The sequence below is a fragment of the Streptomyces sp. NPDC058308 genome, from assembly GCF_042880275.1.
In the GTDB taxonomy this organism is placed as follows: domain Bacteria; phylum Actinomycetota; class Actinomycetes; order Streptomycetales; family Streptomycetaceae; genus Streptomyces.
This window is the reverse complement of the sequence record NZ_JBHVZA010000001.1, coordinates 26,778-47,374: the sequence shown is the minus strand read 5'-3', so window position 1 is coordinate 47,374 and position 20,597 is coordinate 26,778. Positions and strand designations below refer to the sequence as shown.

The 20,597-nt window shown below is 70.8% G+C and carries 16 protein-coding genes; 7 read left to right on the top strand and 9 right to left on the bottom strand.

Annotated elements, in window-relative coordinates; translation table 11 throughout:
- Positions 1-137: 137 nt before the first annotated feature.
- Positions 138-923 carry a BTAD domain-containing putative transcriptional regulator gene (locus tag ACFVYL_RS00190; RefSeq protein WP_389712016.1) on the bottom strand — a complete coding sequence of 262 codons (786 nt, stop codon included), beginning with the start codon at positions 921-923 and terminating at the stop codon, positions 138-140.
- 8 nt (positions 924-931) lie between these two features.
- The gene (locus tag ACFVYL_RS00185; protein WP_389712015.1) at positions 932-1,735 is read right to left on the bottom strand and encodes a thioesterase II family protein; all 804 of its coding nucleotides are present in this window, start codon (positions 1,733-1,735) and stop codon (positions 932-934) included.
- 1,133 nt (positions 1,736-2,868) lie between these two features.
- Here ACFVYL_RS00185 and ACFVYL_RS00180 point away from each other — a divergent pair.
- Positions 2,869-4,248, top strand: coding sequence for a phenylacetate--CoA ligase family protein (locus tag ACFVYL_RS00180; protein WP_389712014.1), 1,380 nt, complete (start codon positions 2,869-2,871; stop codon positions 4,246-4,248).
- A gap of 204 nt (positions 4,249-4,452) precedes the next feature.
- Here the strand turns inward: ACFVYL_RS00180 and ACFVYL_RS00175 are convergent, their stop codons facing one another.
- Positions 4,453-5,379: a cation diffusion facilitator family transporter gene (locus tag ACFVYL_RS00175; RefSeq protein WP_389712013.1), complete on the bottom strand. Its 927-nt coding sequence runs from the start codon at positions 5,377-5,379 to the stop codon at positions 4,453-4,455.
- A gap of 137 nt (positions 5,380-5,516) precedes the next feature.
- Positions 5,517-6,608: a mechanosensitive ion channel family protein gene (locus tag ACFVYL_RS00170; protein ID WP_389712012.1), complete on the bottom strand. Its 1,092-nt coding sequence runs from the start codon at positions 6,606-6,608 to the stop codon at positions 5,517-5,519.
- Between the two features lie 483 nt (positions 6,609-7,091).
- Here ACFVYL_RS00170 and ACFVYL_RS00165 point away from each other — a divergent pair, with 483 nt between their 5' ends.
- From ACFVYL_RS00165 to ACFVYL_RS00140, 6 genes are all read left to right on the top strand, one after another.
- Positions 7,092-8,225, top strand: a complete 1,134-nt coding sequence (locus tag ACFVYL_RS00165; RefSeq protein ID WP_389712011.1) for an ROK family transcriptional regulator — start codon at positions 7,092-7,094, stop codon at positions 8,223-8,225.
- A gap of 66 nt (positions 8,226-8,291) precedes the next feature.
- The gene (locus ACFVYL_RS00160) at positions 8,292-9,548 is read left to right on the top strand and encodes an ABC transporter substrate-binding protein (protein WP_389712010.1); all 1,257 of its coding nucleotides are present in this window, start codon (positions 8,292-8,294) and stop codon (positions 9,546-9,548) included.
- Positions 9,545-10,489 carry a carbohydrate ABC transporter permease gene (locus ACFVYL_RS00155; RefSeq protein WP_389712009.1) on the top strand — a complete coding sequence of 315 codons (945 nt, stop codon included), beginning with the start codon at positions 9,545-9,547 and terminating at the stop codon, positions 10,487-10,489. The genes ACFVYL_RS00160 and ACFVYL_RS00155 overlap by 4 nt, the downstream gene beginning before the upstream one ends.
- Positions 10,482-11,378, top strand: a complete 897-nt coding sequence (locus ACFVYL_RS00150) for a carbohydrate ABC transporter permease (protein WP_389712008.1) — start codon at positions 10,482-10,484, stop codon at positions 11,376-11,378. Before ACFVYL_RS00155 ends, ACFVYL_RS00150 begins: the two co-directional genes overlap by 8 nt.
- A gap of 38 nt (positions 11,379-11,416) precedes the next feature.
- A complete protein-coding gene (locus tag ACFVYL_RS00145; RefSeq protein WP_389712007.1) occupies positions 11,417-12,433 on the top strand; it encodes a Gfo/Idh/MocA family protein in 1,017 nt (338 codons plus the stop codon).
- Positions 12,430-13,458, top strand: coding sequence for a Gfo/Idh/MocA family protein (locus ACFVYL_RS00140; protein WP_389712006.1), 1,029 nt, complete (start codon positions 12,430-12,432; stop codon positions 13,456-13,458). Before ACFVYL_RS00145 ends, ACFVYL_RS00140 begins: the two co-directional genes overlap by 4 nt.
- Before the next feature lie 2 nt (positions 13,459-13,460).
- On the opposite strand, the gene ACFVYL_RS00135 is transcribed toward ACFVYL_RS00140, so the two are convergent.
- The 5 genes from ACFVYL_RS00135 to ACFVYL_RS00115 form a co-directional block, all read right to left on the bottom strand.
- Positions 13,461-14,654, bottom strand: a complete 1,194-nt coding sequence (locus ACFVYL_RS00135; RefSeq protein WP_389712005.1) for an FAD-dependent monooxygenase — start codon at positions 14,652-14,654, stop codon at positions 13,461-13,463.
- On the bottom strand, positions 14,651-16,042 hold the full coding sequence (locus ACFVYL_RS00130; protein ID WP_389712423.1) for an MFS transporter: 1,392 nt from the start codon (positions 16,040-16,042) through the stop codon (positions 14,651-14,653). Before ACFVYL_RS00130 ends, ACFVYL_RS00135 begins: the two co-directional genes overlap by 4 nt.
- A gap of 124 nt (positions 16,043-16,166) precedes the next feature.
- Positions 16,167-16,859: a response regulator gene (locus ACFVYL_RS00125; RefSeq protein ID WP_389712004.1), complete on the bottom strand. Its 693-nt coding sequence runs from the start codon at positions 16,857-16,859 to the stop codon at positions 16,167-16,169.
- Positions 16,856-18,172, bottom strand: coding sequence for a sensor histidine kinase (locus ACFVYL_RS00120; RefSeq protein ID WP_389712003.1), 1,317 nt, complete (start codon positions 18,170-18,172; stop codon positions 16,856-16,858). The genes ACFVYL_RS00125 and ACFVYL_RS00120 overlap by 4 nt, the downstream gene beginning before the upstream one ends.
- 7 nt (positions 18,173-18,179) lie before the next feature.
- Positions 18,180-20,420 carry an MMPL family transporter gene (locus tag ACFVYL_RS00115; RefSeq protein WP_389712002.1) on the bottom strand — a complete coding sequence of 747 codons (2,241 nt, stop codon included), beginning with the start codon at positions 20,418-20,420 and terminating at the stop codon, positions 18,180-18,182.
- Positions 20,421-20,597: the final 177 nt, after the last annotated feature.

Here is a 20,597-nt window from a genome sequence, read left to right as displayed (position 1 = left end):
CCTACTGGCACCCGCAGTGCGCCTTCTGACGTCCTGACACCCGCAGTGCGCCTGCCGGCCACTGCGGCTCGCCCTCGCCCGATCGCAGACGTACGCCTCCTCCGTGCGCATACGCCGTGCGATGTTCCGGGCTCCGGTCAGCGGCCGGACAGGGCGAGAGGCGGCGACATCAGGTGCATGTCACCGGAGAGGATGGCCCGCTGCAGATCCTGGAGCGGGCGCCCCGGTTCCAGGCCCAGTTCGTCGTTGAGCGTCTTGCGCACGGACTGGTACACCTTCAGCGCGTCCGCCTGCCGCTCGGACCGGTAGAGCGCCAGCATGAGCTGCCGGTAGAAGGCCTCACACATCGGGTTCTCGGCGGTGAGGGCGTACAGCATGCCCACCGCCTCGCGGTGCCGGCCGAGCTGGAGCTGGCACTCGACGAGCATCTCCTGACACTCCAGGCGGATCTCGGTCAGCCAGGTCGAGAAGCCGTCGATGATCGGGCCGTTGGCGACGGTGCCGTTCCCGCCCTGGCCGAGGATCGGGCCCCGCCACAGCGCGAGGGCCTGACCGAAGCAGGAGGCCGCCTCGTCGTACCGCTTCTCTCTCAGCAACGACCGCCCGACGTCGACCAGTTCGGGGAATTCCTGCGCGTCGATCTGGTCCTCGCCCTTGTGCAGCACGTACCCCGGCGCGCGGGTCTCGACGGGGTTGCCGGCCGTGCCGGGCAGCTTCAGGAACTTGCGGAGCTGGGAGATGTACACATGAAGCCCCGCGGTGGCGCGCCGCGGCAGGTCCTCGCCCCAGATCTCCCGCATCAGCTGTTCCAGGGAGACCAGTTGGTCGGCGCGGACGAGGAGGACGGTGAGGACGACTTCGACTTTCTGCGCGTTGATCGTGGAGTAACTGTTGCCGTCCCTGATGCGGAGTGGTCCCAACATCTCGTATCTCACCGAGCTGTCCCCCTTGCTGTCGCGGCCTGCCGTGCGTCGCCCGTCAGGGCATGGGAGATGGTCTCCGTGACGCCCTTCAGGTGCGTGTTGAGATAGAAGTGGCCTCCGGAGAAGACCTTCAGGTCGAAGGGACCGTCCGTGTGCTGCCGCCAGGCCGTGACGTCGTCCTGTGCGGCCTGCTCGTCCCGGTCGCCCATCAGCGCGGTGATGGGGCAGGTCAGGGGAGGCGCAGGGGTCCAGCGGTAGAGCTCGATCGCCCGGTAGTCGTTGCGGACGATCGGGAGGATCTCCGCGAGCAACTCCTCGTCGTTCAGGAAGAGCGGATCCGTGCCGCCCGCGCGGCGCAGCTCGGCGGCCAGGTCGGCATCGCTCAGGAGATGTACGGTGCCCGGTCGGAAGCGGGACGGGGCGCGGCGCCCCGACACGAACAGATGGCAGGGCTCCTTGCCGGTCCGCTCACCCAGCCGCTGCGCGACTTCGTAGGCGAGGACGGCGCCCATGCTGTGGCCGAAGAAGGCCAACGGCCGGTCGTCGAAGGGCGCGAGGGCCTCGGTGATCCGGTCGGCGAGGTCGGGGACGTGGTCCAGGAGCGGTTCTTTGCGCCGGTCCTGCCGTCCCGGGTACTGCACCGCGAGGATTTCCGCGTCGGGCAGCAGGGTGGGGGACTGTGCCAGTGGCTGGTAGTAGGTGGCCGAGCCGCCGGCGTGGGGGAAGCAGACGAGGCGGACATCGGCTTCCGGACGGGGCCGGAAACGACGTATCCACGGGTCCGACATATCGGGTGGGGGGGAGGCAGACAAGATCATTCCCTTCACCAGGAACGCTGAGAACGGGTGTCGCCGCATTGCGGATCCGCTCCTGATCATGCGCAGCTCAAAGTTTAAAGGGCAACGTAGATAATGTGGTAACGGGGCGGAATGAGACATTCCCTTTTGCTTTCTGCCTGGATTCTTTCGGGATCGAATCGAGGGAGGCAAGTTTAAGGTAAGTTTCACTATGAATACTTGACAGTGCACCCTGTGGGGCGTTGGGCGTGAGCTGCGTTTCGGGGTCGGCGGTGCCGTCTCGGCGGGCATAGCCGCAGGTGGTGGTGGAGGGGCCGGATGGTGCGGCCGGTCGGGCAGGGCTCAAGGGCGGGTACAAGCCACCTCGACTCCCACTCCACTTCCGGCCGCGTCAATTTTTGCGGGATCATTACGCCGCGCTGGTTTACCGCCTCCCTCCATCCAGTGGCCTGCATCATTTCTTCACCTCTTCGTACGCGAACGGAAATGATCTCTTTTCCTCGCGGGGGTGGCGGGCGGATGGGCGGGGATCACGATTCTGGCTGGTTGTTTTCTTGCGGTGGCGAGGGAGTGGGATTGGTCTTGATTATGACGCTGGTGCTTGCCCTCGCCCGGCGGAAACCCCTGGCGCGTCGCTCTCCGTGCGTCCTCGGGCGCACGCCACGGGGGTGGGCCGGTGGTGGGCGCATGGCCGGATCCGGCCCCGTGCACGGTGTGGATCCTCGGCGCGTGGCCCCTCGGCCGGTGTGGGCGCCCCTAGTCATATCTGGTCTTACGTGCAGGCGGAGTTGTCACCTTTTGGGGTGACTGTGGGCCGTTCAAGGGGCCCTGCCCGGCGGCGCATCCGCGATCGTCGTGCCATGGGTGAAGTGCGCGAGCCGCGGGAAGACGATCGGTCGGAGGCCGACCCCGCCCGAGGCCGGCCACCTCACCCGAGTCCGTCGGAGCGGCAGGACGAGCCGACCGGCGCCCCAGCCGCCCCACCGGCCGGGTCGACCGGTCCCGCGCCCGTCCCCCTGACCCACCGCCCCACGGCGCCCACCTCCCCCCGACACCCACCAGCGAGGAAGACGCTCGACCGAACGTCCCCGCTGGTCTCCGGCGGGCCGGCCGACCGCCGGTCCTGCCACCCGAAGGAGCGCGAGACGATGAGCGAGAGCGAGAGCATGGCCTGGCTGATGCGGGACATCCGCCGGACCCGCAAGCAGGGCGCGGCGGCGGTCGCGCGGCGCCGGGGCGACCGGCTCGCGGACCTGGTCGCCTACGCCCGCTCCGCATCGCCGTACTACCGGGAGCTGTACCGGGGCCTGCCCGAACGGGTCGAGGATCCGACGCTGTTGCCGGTCACCGACAAGAAGCAGCTGATGGACCACTTCGACGACTGGCCGACGGACCGGGACATCACTCTGGAGAAGGTGCGCGCGTTCACCGACGACCCCGACCTGATCGGGCGCCGCTTCCTCGGCCGCTATCTGGTCGCCACGACCTCGGGGACCAGCGGCAGGCGCGGTCTGTTCGTGCTCGACGACCGGTACATGTCCGTCTCCTCCGCCGTCTCGTCCCGGGTGCTCGCCTCCTGGCTCGGCCCTCTCGGCATCGCACGGGCGGTCGCCCACGGCGGCCGCTTCGCCCAACTCGTGGCCACCGAGGGTCATTACGTCGGCTTCGCCGGGTACTCCCGCATGGCTCTGGAGGGCGGGGGCCGCAGCAAGTTGCTGCGCGCGCTGTCCGTGCACGAGCCGATGGAGAAGCTGGTGGCCGAACTCAACGACTACCGACCGGCGTTCGTCATCGGATATGCCAGCACGATCATGCTGCTCACGGCCGAACAGGAAGCGGGCCGCCTGCACATCGATCCGGTCCTCATCGAGCCCGCCGGTGAGACGATGAGCGAGAACGACACCGACCGCATCGCGAAGGCCTTCGGTGCCAAGGTGCGCACGATGTACAGCGCGACGGAGTGCACGTATCTGAGCCATGGCTGCGTCGAGGGCTGGTACCACGTCAACGACGACTGGGCCGTGCTCGAACCCGTCGACGCCGACCACCAGTCCGTCCCGCCGGGGGAGTTCTCGCACACGGTCCTGATCAGCAACCTCGCCAACCGCGTGCAGCCGTTCCTCCGTTACGACCTCGGCGACAGCGTCATGCTCCGGCCCGACCCCTGCCCCTGCGGCGCCGCGTCACCCGCGATCCGGGTCCAGGGCCGGGCCGGTGACATCCTCGCCTTCCCCTCCGGCCGCGGCGACGACGTCCGGCTCGCCCCGCTGGCCTTCAGCAGCCTCTTCGACCGGATGCCCGGGGTGGAGCTCTTCCAGATCGAGCAGACGGAGCCGTCGACCCTGCGGGTACGCCTGGTCAAAGCCCCCGGCGCCGACGCGGACCGCGTGTGGCGGAACGCCCACGAGGGACTGAACCGCCTGCTCGCCGACAACAAACTCGACAACGTCACGGTGGAACGGGGCGAGGAGCCGCCGCGGCAGGGGGACGGCGGCAAATACCGGACGATCATCCCGCACGCCGCTTGACCGTCACCGCGCGTAATCGCGCAGCGGTGGCTCCTCGTCGGCCCAGGGCTGGCTGTGGATGAGGAGTTCGATCGGGCTGGCATCTATCGTTGCCGTTTCGGCAAGTTGCCAGTCGGTAGGTCGAGGTGCCGGGGGTCGCGGTGCCGAGGGTTGCGGTGCCGACGGCGCGGCTACGGGGGGCGCGGCTACGGGGGGGGGGCGCGCCTACGTGTGCAGCGCCCCGCCGTCCTCCACATGCCCCTCGGGCTCCAGCTGGATCGTCGAGTGGGCCACGTCGAAGTGGCCCCCTACGCACCCCTGCAGACGGCCGAGGAGCGCCCCGTATCCGTCCGCGAGCGCCTCGTCCGTGACCACCACGTGGGCGGTGAGCACCGGCATTCCCGAGGTGACCGTCCAGCCGTGCAGATCGTGCACGGCGATCACGCCCGGCTCCTCCATCAGATGCCTGCGCACCTCGCCGAGGTCGACGTCCTGCGGAGTCGCCTCAAGCAGGACGTGCACGGAGTCCCGCAGCAGCCCGTACGCGCGCGGCACGATCAGCAGGCCGATGACGATCGAGGCGATCGGGTCCGCGGCCTGCCAGCCGGTGAGCAGGATGATCAGGCCTCCCACGATCACGGCGACCGAGCCGAGCGCGTCCCCCAGGACCTCCAGGTACGCGCCGCGCAGATTGAGGCTCTTCTCCTTGGCGTCCCGCAGCAGCCACAGGCCCACCAGATTGGCGAGGAGCCCGCCCACCGCGACCACGAACATGAGCCCGCCCTTGACCTCCACCGGCTCGCTGAAACGGCCGATCGCCGACCACAGGACCCAGACGAAGATGGCGACGAGGAGCAGCGCGTTCAGGGCCGCGGAGAAGATCTCCACCCGGTAGAAGCCGAAGGTGCGGCGCGGCGTCGGCGCGCGCTGGGCCAGGGTGATGGCCCCGAGGGCCAGCGCGACACCCACCGCGTCGGTCAGGCTGTGCGCGGCGTCGGCGAGCAGGGCGAGGCTGCCGGACAGGAGCGCGCCGACCACCTGGATGACGGTGATCGTGGCGCTGATGCCGATGGTCCACAGCAGGCGGTTGCGGTACGTCCCGCTCAGCGTGCCGCCCGCCGTCGCCGCGGCCGGACCGTGGTCGTGCCCCATGTCCGCGAGTGGATCACGCGGTGCGGGGCGCCGCCACCGAGCGGTCGGCCACTCGGCGCAGCCGGTCCGGACCGCACCCCGCCCGGCCGCCAGTGGCTCTGTCAGCGGCCCCGTCAGTGGCTCTGTCAGTGACTCCGTCAGTGGATCTGCTGGGACACCGAGGCGTCGCGCTGGTGCGGGATGCCGAGCGGCGGAGGCAGCTCGCCCTGCTGGACGGTCACCGTGCGCGCCGGGGCGGGGACCCGGATGCCCTCGGCGCGGTAGCGCTGGTGCAGGCGCTTGATGAACTCGTGCTTGATCCGGTACTGGTCGCTGAACTCGCCGACGCCGAGGATCACCGTGAAGCTGATCCGGGAGTCGCCGAAGGTGTGGAAGCGGATGGCGGCCTCGTGGTCGGGGACCGCTCCGGTGATGTCGGCCATCACCTCGTCGACGACCTCGGTCGTGACGCGCTCGACGTGCTCCAGGTCGCTGTCGTAGCTGACCCCGACCTGCACCGTGATCGACAGCTCCTGCTCGGGGCGGCTGAAGTTGGTCATGTTGGTGCTGGCGAGCTTGGCGTTGGGGATGATCACGAGGTTGTTGGAGAGCTGACGGACCACGGTGTTGCGCCAGTTGATGTCGACGACGTAGCCCTCCTCCCCGCTGCTGAGCTGGATGTAGTCCCCGGGCTGCACGGTCTTCGCCGCCAGGATGTGCACGCCCGCGAAGAGGTTGGCGAGCGTGTCCTGGAGGGCGAGGGCCACCGCGAGACCGCCGACGCCGAGCGCGGTGAGCAGCGGCGCGATGGAGACGCCGAGGGTCTGCAGGACGACGAGGAAGCCCATCGCGAGCACCACGACCCGCGTGATGTTCACGAAGATGGTGGCCGAGCCCGCCACGCCGGAGCGGGACTGGGCCACGGCCCTGACCAGCCCGGTCACGATCCGGGCCGCCGTGAGCGTGGCCGCGATGATGAGCAGCGCCGTCAGCGTCATGGTGACGTTGCGGCCGGTGCGCGGCGTGAGCGGCAGCGCGCCCGCGCCCGCGGCGAGCCCGGCGGTGATGGCCGCGCAGGGGACGAGGGTGCGCAGGGCGTCGACGATGACGTCGTCACCGCTCCACCGGGTCCGGCTGGCCCGTTCGCCCAGCCACCGCAGCAGCGCGCGGAGCAGCAGCCCGGCCATCACGCCGGCGGCCACCGCGATCCCGGCGGCCATCCAGTCGTGCAGTGTCAGCGCACGGTTCATCGGTTCGCTCCCGTCGTACGGGGGGCGGGTTTCGTCGTACGGGACGAGTGCGTACGGGACGAGTACTCCGTCGTACTGGGCGACTGCCCCGCCACGCGGCGTATGTGAGGTGTCGTCACCTTGTGTTACCTGCTCGATTCCGGGAGTTCGATGACGCCGGCCCGGAGACCCGGCCCGGCGCGGACGTCATCCTGCCGCATCCGGCGACGGCGGTCGCACCTACCCCCACCTGGATCTTCACGAACCGGCCACGTCCGTCGACCGGCTGCCCACGCGCCCTGGTGCCGCCCACGCGCCCCGGTGCCGGCCACCCACGCCCCGGTGCCCGCCGCCCGCGCCACGCCGGGCTCGTCGAAAAGCGTGCCGTCGAAGGGGTTCACGGACCGCCGCGGTTATGCAAGTCTCCTCTTCAATTCCACGGGCCCGTGGACATCGCAGCCCGTCAACGGGGCTGCTGTCGCCCGGATACGGGGTGAAGCAGTGATGCACAACACGGCGCGTGGGCACGACTTGATCGCGTTGAGGCGGCTCAACACCACCGTCGTGCTGCGCGCCCTGCACCGCCGCAGCCCGCGGACCCTCGCCGAACTCGCCGCGGGCACCGGCCTGTCCAGGCCCACGGTGGAAGCCGCCGTCGAGGAGCTCGCCGAGCGCGGGCTCGTCGGCGAGTCCGCCGAGGACCCGGGCGAGCGCACGCCGGGACGGCCCGCGCGCCGTTTCCGCTTCCGCACCGAGGCCGGTCACGTGCTCGGCGTCGACATAGGTCTGCACAAGATGGTCCTGCTCCTCGCCGACCTCGGCGGCACGGTCCTGGCCGCCCAGCGCCGTGACATCGACCCGGGGCTCGGCGGCGGCGCCCGCCTCGACCTGCTCCGCCACGGCATGGAGACCTTCCTGGCCGCCCGCGCCCCGCGCCGCGCCGCTGTCCTCGCCCGCTGCGTGGGCGTGCCCGGCGTGGTGGACGCGGGCGGGGTCGTCACCTCCCTGGTGGTGCCCGAGTGGACCGGCGTCGACCTCGGCAGGCTGATCGAGGAGGGCGGGCCCGGCCACACCCTCGTCGAGAACGACGTGAACCTCGCCGTCCTCGCCGAGCGCTGGCAGGGCGCCGCCACCCTCGCGGCCGACGTTGTCTGCGTACTCACCGGGCACCGCGTCTCGTGCGGTTTCACCATCGGCGGGCGGCTGCACCGGGGCAGACGCGGCGGCGCGGGCGAGCTCGGCCTGCTGCCGCTGCTCGGCATGGGCAGCGCACAGGAAGCCCTGCGGTGGCCGGGCGCGCGCCGTGCCGGGGAGTCCGAAGTGGCCGCGCTCGCCCGCGCCGCGGACCGCGCGGACCCCCGGGCGCTGGCCGCCGTCGGGGACTTCGCGGACCGCCTGGCACCGGGCATCGCGGCCCTGTCCCTCGCCGTCGACCCGGAACTGGTCGTGCTGACCGGCGGGGCGATCCCCGTCGGCCGGCACCTCGTACCGCTGCTCAAGGAGCGGCTGCACCCCATGACCCTGCACGTCCCGCGCATCGCGCTGAGCTCGCTCGGCGAGCGGGGCGTCGCCCTCGGCGCCGTACGCAAGGCGCTCGACCACGTGGAGGAGGAACTGCTCGCGGACACGGCGTCCTGAGGCGCGCCCCGATGCGGGGGCGGGCCGCGGCGGCGCCCGACGACTTCCTGGGAGGCGAAGGCGCACATGCGCAGAAGGACTCTGCTCGGCGGGGCGCTGGCGGCCCCCCTGCTCGCCGCCTGCTCCGACGGGGGCGGCGGCTCGGGCGGCGGGGGCCGGACGACGCTCACGTACGGCATGTGGGACCCGGCGCAGGTGCCGGGCATGCAGAAGATCATCGCCGCGTTCGAGAAGGAGAACCCGCGGATCTCCGTGCGCATCGAGCTGACGCCGTGGGCGAGTTACTGGACGACGCTCAAGACCTCGATGCGCGGCGGCACCGCCCCCGACGTGTTCTGGATGAACGCCGTCAACTTCCAGCTGTACGCGTCGGGCGGCGTCCTCGAACCGCTCTCCGGTCACATCAAGGCCGATGCCACGCCCGTCGACCGGCACCCGGAAGCACTGGTGAAGCTCTACGCCCACCGCGGCACGCAGTACGGCCTGCCCAAGGACTTCGACACCATCGGCCTCTGGTACAACAAGAAACTCTTCGACCGGGCGGGCATCACGTACCCGGACGCGAGCTGGACCTGGGACGACGTGCGTGACGCGGCCGCCGAGCTCACCAATCCCCACGAGCGCGTGCACGGGTTCGCCGCCGAGATGGACCGGCAGGGCAAGATCTATCCGGCCGTCTGCGGCGCGGGCGGCTACATCATCGAGGACGGCCACTCCGGTTTCGGTGACGAGCGGTCGGTCGAGGGCCTGCGCTTCCTGACCGACATGGTCGACCGCGGCTGGTCGCCGCCGCAGAGCGCGATGACGGAGTCCGTCGGGCGGGTCCGCTACTGGTCGGAGAAGGTCGCCATGAACTACGACCTGTCCGCGATGGCCGGGCAGATGTACGCCGTGCCCGCCCTCAAGGACCACGGCGGCATCGCCGTGCTGCCCAAGGGCCGTCGCAGGGCCACCATCATCCACGGCCTGGCCAACGTGATCTCAGCCAGGAGTGACAAGAAGGCGGCGGCCTGGAAGTTCGTGCACTTCATGGCGGGCCGTGCGGCGGCCGAGATCCAGGCGAAGGCGGGCGTCACCATCTCCTCGTACGAGGGAACGCAGGACGCCTGGCTCACGTCGATGCCGGAATTCGACCTGAAGCATTTCATCGAGATGCAGAAGTACGCCGTGCCGTATCCGAGCTCCGAGAACACCGCGGTCTGGGAGAACCTCCAATACCCGATACTCGGCGCCGCGTTCAGCGGAAAGGGCGGCATCGAGAGCGCCGCCCGCACGCTGGGCGAGCAGATGGACCGGGCCCTGAAGGAGGAGCGCGCCTCATGAGTGTCTTTCCCGCCACGGCGGCCGCGAAATCGGCAGGGCGCCGTGCCGCCGCCTCCGACGCCCGCCCGAAGTCCCGTCACCAGAAGGCCGCGTACTGGTTCATCGCACCGCTCGGCATCGGCTTCGCCGTCTTCTACTTCTGGCCGCTGCTGCAGACGTTCTACTTCAGCTTCACCGAATTCGGGGCGTTCGGCGGCCATACGTTCGTCGGCACCGACAACTACGTCCGCGTCGTCAAGGACGTCACCGTCTGGCAGGCGCTCGGCAACACCCTGATCTACAGCCTCATCGGACTCGCCGCGCTGCCGATCGCGATCGTCGTGGCCTCGCTCCTGAACAGGCGGGGGCTGCGCGGCGTGTCGCTCTATCGGGCCCTGTACTTCGTGCCGTTCGTGACGCTGCCCGTCGCCGTCGGCCTGGTCTGGAACTGGCTCTACAACGGCGACTTCGGGCTTCTCAACGAAATCCTCGGCTGGTTCGGAGTGGACCGGCACTACTGGGTATCGGACCCCTCCACGGCCGTCTACGCGATCGGCACCGTGATCGTCTGGTCGACCACCGGCTACTACTTGATCATCTTCATGGCGGGCATCAAGGGAATTCCGCAGGACTACTACGAAGCCGCGGAACTCGACGGAGCCGGGGCGCTGCGCAGGTTCTTCACCATCACCCTCCCGCTGCTCAGCCCCACCATCTTCTTCGCCTCCGTCATCTGCATGATCAATTCACTGCAGACCTTCGACCTGATCTACATCATGATGGCCGAGAAGAACCCCGCGATCGGGGACACCCAGTCGATCGTCGGCCTCTTCTACAAATGGGCGTTCATGGAGAACGCGCAGGGCGCAGCGGCCGCGCTCGCCTTCCTGCTCATGCTCGTCATCGCCGGCCTGACCTTCCTGCAATTCCGGCTCCAGAAGAGGTGGGTGCACTATGCCTGAGCACGCCGAGCCAGTGCCCGAGCGCACCGGCGAACCGCCCCGGCAGACTGACGCCGCACCAAAGCGCAGGCGCGTCGACGCCGGATCCCTCGCCACCCACGCCGCCCTCTCCTTCGGCGCGCTCATCATGGTCTTCCCCTTCCTGTGGCAGCTGCTCACCGCGCTCAAGACCCTCGCGGAGACCTCACGCGTACCGCCCACCTTCTGGCCCGACACCTGGAACTGGGACAGCTTCGAAGAGGTCTTCACCGCCCTGCCGTTCCGGGAGATGCTCACCAACAGCCTGATCAACACCGTCGGGCGAACCCTCGGCCAGCTCGTCTTCTGCTCACTCGCCGCCTATGCCTTCGCGCGCATGCAATTCCGCGGGCGCAACGCGCTGTTCGCGCTCTTCCTCTCCGTCCTGATGGTGCCGAGCTCGCTGCTCGTCCTGCCGCAGTACGACATCGTCCAGTGGCTCGGCCTGCTCAACACCGCCCCCGCGCTCTTCCTGCCCGGCATGTTCAGCGCGTTCGGCACCTTCATGCTGCGCCAGTTCTTCCTCACGCTCCCCAAGGAGCTGGAGGAGGCCGCCCGCATCGACGGCGCCGGGCCCTTCCGTATCTTCTGGTCGGTCATGCTGCCGCTGATCCGGCCCGCACTGTCCGCCCTCGCCGTCATCACCGCCATGTGGTCCTGGAACGACCTGCTGTGGCCGCTGATCGTCAACACCGACCCGCAGAAGATGCCGATCAGCGCCGGACTGACCTCCCTTGAAGGGCAGTTCGAGACCAACTACCCGGTGATGATGGCCGGTTCGCTCATCGCGAGCCTGCCGATGCTGCTCGTCTACGTCTTCCTCCAGCGGCACTTCGTCCAGAGCGTCGCCCTGTCCGGCTCCAAGAGCTGACACCGCCCCCGCCCCCCACGGAAAGGCAGTCGTTCCCCATGCCACCGCTGCACATCGGCCTGCTCGGCGCCGGCGGTATCGCCCGTGCCCATCTGCCCGGCTGGCTGGCGCTCGGCGCCCGGGTGAGCCTGTACACCCTCGACAGCTCCGCGGAGAAGCTCGCCGCCGAGTACGCGGAGCTCGGGCACGACGTCCGGGCCGTCGACTCCCTCGGCGACGTTCTCGCGAACGCGAGCGCCGTCGACGTCTGCACCCCGACCGCCACCCACAAGCCCCTCGCCCTCGCGGCCGTCGCCGCGGGCCGGCACGTCGTCTGCGAGAAGCCGCTCGCGCTCACGGCCCGCGACGCCGAGGAGATCGCGGACGCCGCGGACGCCGCGGGCGTACGGCTCCACCCCGCCCATGTGGTGCGCTACTTCCCGGCGTACGCGGCCCTGCGCCGGGCCGTCGTCCGCGGCGACCTCGGCGAGCTCGCCGTGCTCCGCTTCACGCGCGGCGGGGCCCGGCCCCAGTGGGCGCCGTGGTTCGGCGATCCGGCCCAGTCCGGCGGCGTCGTCCTGGACCTGATGGTGCACGACATCGACATCGCGCGCTGGCTCGCGGGCGACGTGGTCCGTGTGCACGCGCGGACCCGCGGCGTCGAACACGCCACCGGCGTCCCGCCCGAGGTCGTCACCTCGACCGCCGTACTGACCCACGCGTCGGGCGCGGTCAGCCACATCAACGGGCTGTGGGGCCTGCCCGACCAGCGCTTCCGCACGACGTTCCGGGTCGCGGGCGCCGACGGCCTCCTGCACCACGACTCCACCGCCGCGCCGGGCTTCCGGATCACCGCACAGGGCGTACGGCCCGCCGATGAGGGCATTCCGTCCAGCCCCATGACCGAGAGCCCCTACCTCACCGAACTCCGTGAGTTCGCCGCGTCCTGGGCGGACGGCGGGCCCGAACCACGGGTGAGCGCCCGCGACGGCGTCGAAGCGGTGCGGATCGCCGAGGCCGCGGCGGAGTCCAGCCGCACCGGCCGTGTCATCGAGATCGGGGAGGCAGCACGATGAAGGTCGCCGTCCTGTCGTTCGCCCACGTCCACGCCGCCGGCTACCTGCGCCTCCTCGCCCGGATGCCCGGCGTCGAGGTCCTGGGCAGCGACCCGGACACGGACCTCGCGGCCTCCGGCGAGGTACGCGGCCGTGCCGTCGCGGAGGCCTCAGGGGCCGCCTACGCCGACACCTACGAGGAAGCCTTCGCCTGGGGCCCGGACGCGGTGATCGTCTGCTCCGAGAACGCCCGGCACCGCCCCTTGGTCGAGCGCGCCGCGGCGCACGGCGTGCCCGTCCTCTGTGAGAAGCCGCTGGCCGCCTCGGTCGCGGACGGCGAGGCGATGGTCGCCGCCTGCCGTGCCGCGGGGGTACGGCTCGCCGTCGCCTTCCCGGTGCGCTTTAGCCCGGCGTACGCCGCCGTGAAGGCGGCCGTCGCCTCGGGCGCGGCCGGTCAGGTCCTCACGGTGTCGGGCGCGAACAACGGCGCCATGCCGACGCGCGCCCGCCGCTGGTTCGCCGAGCCCGAACTCTCCGGCGGCGGCGCCCTGATGGACCACACCGTGCACATAGCCGACCTCCTCGACGACCTCTTCGGCGAGGCACGGCCCGTCGAGGTGTACGCGCAGACCAACAACCTCCTGTACGCCGGTGAGGTCGACGCCGAGACGAGCGGCCTGGTCAGCGTGACCTATTCCAACGGCGCCGTCGCCACCATCGACTGCAGCTGGTCCCACCCCCGCTCGCACCACTCCTGGGGTGGCCTCGAACTCACCGTCGTAGGAGAGCGGGCCACCCTGGAGATGGACGCCTTCGACCAGAAGGTGCACGGCTTCAGCGAGCGCCGGGGCCACGGCACGGAGGTGCCGTTCGGCGTCGACCTCGACGAACTCATGCTGCGGGCCTTCCTGTTCGGCCCCGAGAAGGGCGGCATGACCGTCGCCGACGGCGAGGGCGGCCTGCGCACCCTGCGCGTCGTCGCGGCCGGATACGCCTCGGCGGCGAGCGGCGTCGCGGTTCCCCTGGGCCGTCCTTCACCGGCATGAGGTCACTTCATCCGGGCGGGCGGGGGCAGCGTCAGAGCCGAGTGGGCCGACCGGGCCGGTGCGGAGGGCAGGGTGGCGAGGCCGCGCAGCAGGGTGTTGCGCCGCTCCAGGGCTCGCGCCGTGGTGGGGAAGAGCGTGGCCGAGCCGCTGTCGACCAGTGCCTGGTTCATGTCCACGAACTCGCGGAAGCCCCGTTCGTAAGCGGCGAAGGCGGCGGTGTGGTCCGGGTTCGTGGCCAGGGCGCCGGCGAGCATGTACGCACCGGCCAGCGCGAGGCTCGATCCTTGTCCGGTCAGGAACGAGGGCGCGTACGCCGCGTCGCCGACGAGTGCGACGCGGCCGCTGGACCAGTGGGGCATGCGGATCTGGCCAGCCGTGTCGAAGAACAGGTCGTCCGCCTCGCCCATGGCGTCGACCATGCGGGGGACCTCCCACCCGGCGTCCGCGAACACCTCGGCGACCAGAGCCCGTTGGGCGTCGGGGTCGCGGAGGGCGTCGAGGGGTGGCTCCGGCCGGTGGAAGTTCAGGAAGACGTGCAGCTGGTCGTCGTCCCCGACGGCGTAGAGGGCCGCGGCCCTCCCCGGAGTGGTCCACATCATGACTTCGCGGGAGAGCCCGAGGGTGTTCGGCATCGTGAAGATGGCGAAGCAGTATCCGAGGTAGCGGTGGAACTGTTCCTCGGGGCCGAACAGCGACGCGCGGGTGGCGGAGTGCATGCCGTCGGCGCCGACCACCAGGTCGTACGTGCGCTGCTGCCCACTGTGAAAGGTGACGTCGACCCCTCGCCCGCCCGGCCCGGACTGGTCGAGGGTGGCGATGGAGTCGCCGAACAGGAACTCCACGTCGTCACGCACGCTCGCGTGGAGGATCGCGGCCAGACTCCCGCGACGCACTTCCAGATCCTGCCCCTCGGCACTGCCGACGAGGGCCTGTATGGCGACCGACGTCAGTTCGCTGCCGTCGGCGTCGAGGAAGGTGCAGCGGCGTGAGTCGACGTGGGCGTCGCGCAATCGTGGCAGTATCCCCATCCGCCGGACCACCTCGATCGCGGTACCGCGGATGTCGATCGGATAGCCGCCGTCGCGCAGCGCGCCCGCCTTCTCCACGACGGTGACCGCGTACCCGTACCGGTGCAGCCAGTATGCGAGGGCGGGTCCGGCGATGCTGGCCCCGGAGATCAGAACGGTGGGTTTCATGCTCGGGCTCCCTTTTTCGTGATGCGGACAGCAAGCAGGGACAGCGCGGCGACCAGGCCGGCGAGGGCGAAGCCCGTCGCGAAGGCCGATTCGTCCGGCAGGCCCGTCAGCGGGTCGGCGCCGGAGTCGAGGATCGCGCCGCCGATCTGGACGCCCAGGGCGACGCCGATCACGCGGGTCACCACGAGCAGGCTGGTGGCGATGCCGGTGTCCTTGGTCTCGACGGCCGTGGCGGCACCGGCAAGCAGCGCCGTGGTGCCGACACCCGCGGCGAACGCGGTGAAGACCTTCGCGAGGACAAGATGCCAGGTCGTGGTGTGCAGCGCCGACAGGGCGAACATAGTGGCCGCGGTGACGACGGTGCCCGCGACGACCACGGCACGCGGACCGAAACGCCGCGCCGCGATCCCGCCGACCGAATCGCTCAGCGACCCGGCGATGGCGCCGGGCAGGAGCAGCAGGCCGATGTCAGTGGTGCCGAGGCCGAAGCCGTACCCGTCGGCCGACAGCGCGAACAGCTGCGGGAGCAGGAAGAGCACCATCCCGAGACTGGTGGTGACGACGAACGTGAGCACGCAGGCATGCCACATCGCGGGCTTCGCCAGCATGCGCAGATCGACCATCGGCGAGGCCGCCCGGCGCTCGACGACGACCCACCCGGCCGCGAGGGCGACCACGAGCACCGCGAGAGCACCGGCCGCGCCCGGCGCCAGGCCGTTCGTCACCCGCACGAGCCCGATCATGAACGTGAGCAACGTGCCGCTCAGCAGCACCACACCGGGCCAGTCGATCCCGCCGCCCGACGGTACGGGTGGATCATCCGGCATCAGCCGTGCCACGGCCGCCGTCGTCGCGACGACCGCGATCGTCGGCAGCGCGAACATCCAGTGCCAGGACAGCCCTTCCGCGATCGGCCCGGCAATCAGCGTGCCCACGATGCCACCACCCGTGAACAGCGCCATGACCAGCCCGATCGCCACCTGCGACGCGCTGGACGAGAGGTGCTTGCGCACCAGGATGAACGAGAGGGGCAACACGCCCACCATGACGCCCTGCAGCACCTGACCCAGCAGCAACGCCGGCAGGTTCGGCGCCAGAGCGGCCAGCAGACCACCGGCCGCGACCACGGCACTCAGTCGGACAAGGACCCGTTTTCCGCCGTAGCGGTCGCCTAATTTTCCTGCGACAGGCGTGACGACCGCGCCGGTGATGAGCAATGTGTTGCCGATCAGCGCCCCTTCTCCGGGGCTGACCCCCAACTCGCCCTGCAGCAGCGGGAGTGCGGGCTCCACGACCGACTGCAGGGTGCCGAGGGCGAGTGCCAGGAAGCCGAGAGCGCCGATCGTCCGCCTCCCGATACGGGCAGGCGAAAGCATCGTTTCGGACATGATGTCCTCTTCTGTGTGGATGATCTGTGTGGATGACAGGCAGGTGTGTGGACCTGCTTGATGGGTGTGCCGCATGGACGCGCCGCGCCGGGCGGCCCGCAACAGGCGAACTGTGACGGGCGAGCTACGAAAGGCGGTCGGCGCCGCTCTCGGGGGCGGCGTGGGCCAGGCCCGTCCGGTAGGCGATGACGACGAGTTGCGCCCGGTCACGGGCCGCCAGCTTCGTCATGGCCCGCTGCACGTGGGCGCGGACGGTGAAGGGGCTGAGGAACATCCGCTCGGCGATCTCCTGGTTGGACAGGCCGGTCGCGACCAGAGCCACCATCTCGCGTTCGCGCGGGGTGAGTACGTCGAGCTGTTCGGGGCGGTGCGGCGGAGCGCCGTCCGGTGTGGCCAGGAACCGGGCGACCAGGGAGCGGGTCGCGGCGGGGGACAGGAGGTGGTCGCCCTCGGCGATCGTCCGTACGGCGTCGAGCAGGCCCTCGGCCCCGATGCCCTTGCCGATGAATCCGCCGGCGCCCGCGCGCAGCGCCTGCGCGACGTACTCGTCGGTCTCGTACGTGGTGAGGATCAGGATGCGCGTGGCCCGCAGTTCGGGGTCCGCGCAGATCTCCGACGTGGCGGTGAGACCGTCCACATCGGGCATCCGGATGTCCATGACGACCACGTCCGGGCGCAGTTCCCGGGTGAGGCCGACCGCCTCCCTGCCGTCGGCGGCCTCACCGACCACGGTGATGTCGTCGGCGCTGTCGAGAAGCAGCCGGAAGGCACCGCGCAGCAGCGCCTGATCGTCGGCGAGCAGCACCCGGAGCGTCACGGCGCACCTCCGGCCTCTGTGTCGGCTGCGCGTATGTCACCTGTCGTTTCGTCAGCAAGCTTCCATGAAAGGCCTGTTGTCCCGTCTACCTGGGTCGCTGCGCCCTTGGCGGGCGGAAAGGGCAGCCGGGCGGAGACGAGGAAGCCGCCTTCCGGGCGTCTGGCCGCGGAGAGCTGTCCCCCGACCGCGGTGGCACGCTCCCGCATGCCGATGAGACCGTAACCGGGCGGACGGTCCGGCCCCGTGGGCGCGGTCGGCACCGTACGGGCGCTTCCTCCGTCATCGGCGACGGTGACGGTCACGCGGTCCCGGTGCCAGTCGAGGCGCACCCGGGCGCTGCCGGTGCCGGCGTGCTTGGTCACGTTGGTCAGGGCCTCCTGGACGATGCGGTAGGCGGTGAGGTCCACCCCCGGCGGCAGCGGCCTGGCCGCGCCCTCCTGTCGCACCGACACCTCAAGGCCCGCGCGGCGGAAGGACTCCAGGAGCGCGGGCAGCCGGGACAGGCCGGGCGCCGGTTCGGCGGGTGCGGCCGCGTCTCCGGACTGGCGCAGCAGGCCGACCGTGGCCCGCAGGTCGTCGAGCGCGTCGCCGGTGGTCTCGACGAGTTCGTTCAGGCTCTTGCGGGTCTGCTCCGGGCGGGTGTCGAAGAGGTGGGCGGCGACCGTGGCCTGCGCGTTGGCCAGGGTGATCTGATGGGCCACGAGGTCGTGCAGTTCCCGGGCGATGCGCACCCGTTCCTCGGCCACTCTCCGGCGCGCCTCGCTGTCCCGGCTCTGCTCGGCCTGCCGGGCCCGCTCCTCCATGGCCACCAGGTAGGCCCGGCGGTTCTGCACCGAGCGACCGAGTACACCGGCCACCAGCGGGAACGCCGCCACCGCTCCCACCCTGGTCGCGTCCTTCCACGAGAGGGCCCCGAACAAGGGAGTGGAGGCAAGGAGGAGCGCGGCGGAGATGACCAACACCGCGCTCGCCGCGCGCCGTTCGTTGCGCACGGTGAGTGAGTAGGAGTAGGCGGTGATCACGGCGGGGGCCACGATGAGCGGGCTCAGCATGAGGCCCAGGGGCGGCACCAGCACGCCGCTCGCGGTCGTGACCGCCATGGCGGCCAGGGGCGCCCTGTGCCGCACCGGCAGCACGGCACAGGACACCACGGCGATGAAGCAGGCGGCGGCGGAGGGCGGTGACAGCGCGCCGTCATCGTCCCGCAGCACGCCGCCGAGCAGACAGAGCGCGAACGCCGCCGCCGTCACCGCTCCTTCTCGCCACCACGTGCCGCGCGGTCGCGGGCCGCCACCCGTCCTCATGCTCGTCATGGCCGGCTCAGCTCCGGCCCACGGGGCGCTGCGACGCTGCCGCGCCCAATTCGGCGGCGGGGGCGGAGGTATGCCGGTTCAGCGCTTCACCCTCGATGTCCACGTTCGGCAGCACACGGTTCAGGATACGAGGCAGCCACCAGGCCCGGTGGCCGAGGAGGGCCAGGACGGCGGGGGCGATCGCCATCCGGACCACGAAGGCGTCGAAGGCGACGGCGGCGGCCAGGCCGACGCCCATCGTCTGGATGGTCGGGTTGCTCATGCCGATGAATCCGGCGAACACGCTAATCATGATGACCGCCGCCGCGGCCACCACGCGTCCGCTGTGCCGGAAACCGGCGACGATCGCCTCGCCGGGGGACGCGCCATGGACGTAGGTCTCCCGCATCCGGCTGAGGAGGAAGACCTCGTAGTCCATGGCGAGGCCGAAGACGATGCCGACGACGAGGATCGGCATCAGGGACATGACCGGTCCCGTCTGCTCGATGCCGATCAGGTCGGCCCCCCAGCCCCACTGGAAGACGGCGACGAGGACGCCGAAGGCTGCGCCCACCGACAGCAGGAAGCCGAGGGCCGCCTTCACCGGGACCAGGACCGAGCGGAAGACCACCATCAGCAGGAGCACCGCCAGGCCGATGACCACGGTCAGATAGGGGAGGAGGGCGTCGGACATCGCTTCGGAGATGTCGATGTTCATCGCGGTGGTGCCGGTGACCAGGATCCCGGCGCCGGTCTCGGCCTCGAGGCCGGAGACCGCGCCCCGGATCGCGTGCACCAGGTCCTTCGTCTCGCCGCTGTTCGGCGCGGTCCGCGGGACGGCGGTGAGGACGGCCGTGTCCTTGGCGCGGCTGAGCACCGGGTCACCGACCGACGCGACCCCGTCCACTCCTCGTACGGTCCTGACGACCCGGTCGGTGGTGGCGCGGGCGTCCCCGGACTGCGAGGACGTGTCCACGACCACGGTCAACGGGCCGTTGAAGCCGGGGCCGAAGCCTTCCGACAGCAGGTCGTAGGCGCGGCGCTCGGTGGTCTTCACCGACTTGGACTCGTCGCCGGGCAGGCCGAGTTCGAGGCTCAGCGCCGGCAGGGCGACGGCGCCGAGGCCGACCACGGCCGTCACAAGGACCGCCACGGGCCGACGCAGCACGAATCGCGCCCAGCGGGTGCCGAGTCCAGGGCGGGCAGCGGCGGTGGGTGCCGGGCGCGCGCCTCCCGGCCGGGCCGCCTTGCGGACGGCGCGGGACAGAACGCGATGGCCGAAGAAGCCGAACAGCGCGGGAACCAGGGTCAGTGCGACGAGTACGGCGAGGGCCACGGCGCCCGCGCCGCCCATCCCCATCCTGGTGAGTTCGGGGATTCCGACGACGCCGAGACCGACCAGGGCGATGAAGACGGTCGCCCCGGCGAAGACGACGGCGGATCCGGCCGTGCCCACCGCCCGGCCCGCGGCCTCCTCCGGCGCGCGGCCCCGGGCGCGTTCGTCGCGGAAGCGGGAGGTGATGAAGAGCGCGTAGTCGATGCCGACCGCAAGACCCAGCATCAGCGCGAGGATGACGACGGTGGACGTCAGGCCCAGCGGCACGGTGAGGGCGGAGACGAGGCCGAAGGCGATGGCCACGCCCACGAAGGCGGTCAGCAGCGACAGGCCGGCCGCGACCAGCGACCCGAGGGCGAGGATGAGGACGACCGCCGCCACCGCCACGCCGACGATCTCCGTCGTACCGCCCGGAGCCTCCTCCGACTCCAGGGCCGAGCCGCCGATCTCCACGGTCAGCCCCGCGTCCCTGGCCCGGCTCGCGGCATCTTCGAGGGCGCTCTTCGTCGGCCCGGTCAGGTCGACGGTGTCCGCGCTGTAGGTGATCGTCGAGTAGGCGATGGTGCCGTCCTTGCTGACGGCGCCGCTCTCGTACGGGTCGGTGGCCGACGCGACCTGATCGCCCCCGTCCAGCGAGCCGACCGTCTCGTCGACGGCTGCCCTGTTCTCCCTGGCCGTCACCAGCTGCCCGTCGGGGGCCCGGAACACCAGACGGGCCTCGGCGCCCTGGGAGTTGCTCTGCGGGAAGCGTTCGTCAAGGAGGTCGAACGCCTTCTGCGACTCGGTGCCGGGCATGGAGAGGTCCTCTTCCTCCCCGGCCGGCGCGACGGCGGCGGCGACGACGGCAAGGAGCAGGGCCCCGAGCCACAGGCCCCCCACGAGCCGCCGCCGCCGGAAGGCCCACCGCCCGATCCGGTAAAGAATTGTCGCCATCTGTGGATCACTCCAGACACCGCTAGGCCAGACACCGCTGGGAAGGGGAAACACGCGAGATCCGCGCACCTCCAACAGTCCCTTCCGGCGCCCCGCCGGGCATCGTTCCCCGACCCCGTCTTCCCCTGGTGCGCCCGGACCAGCCGCGCACGTGGTCTGGTGCGTACGCACTACACG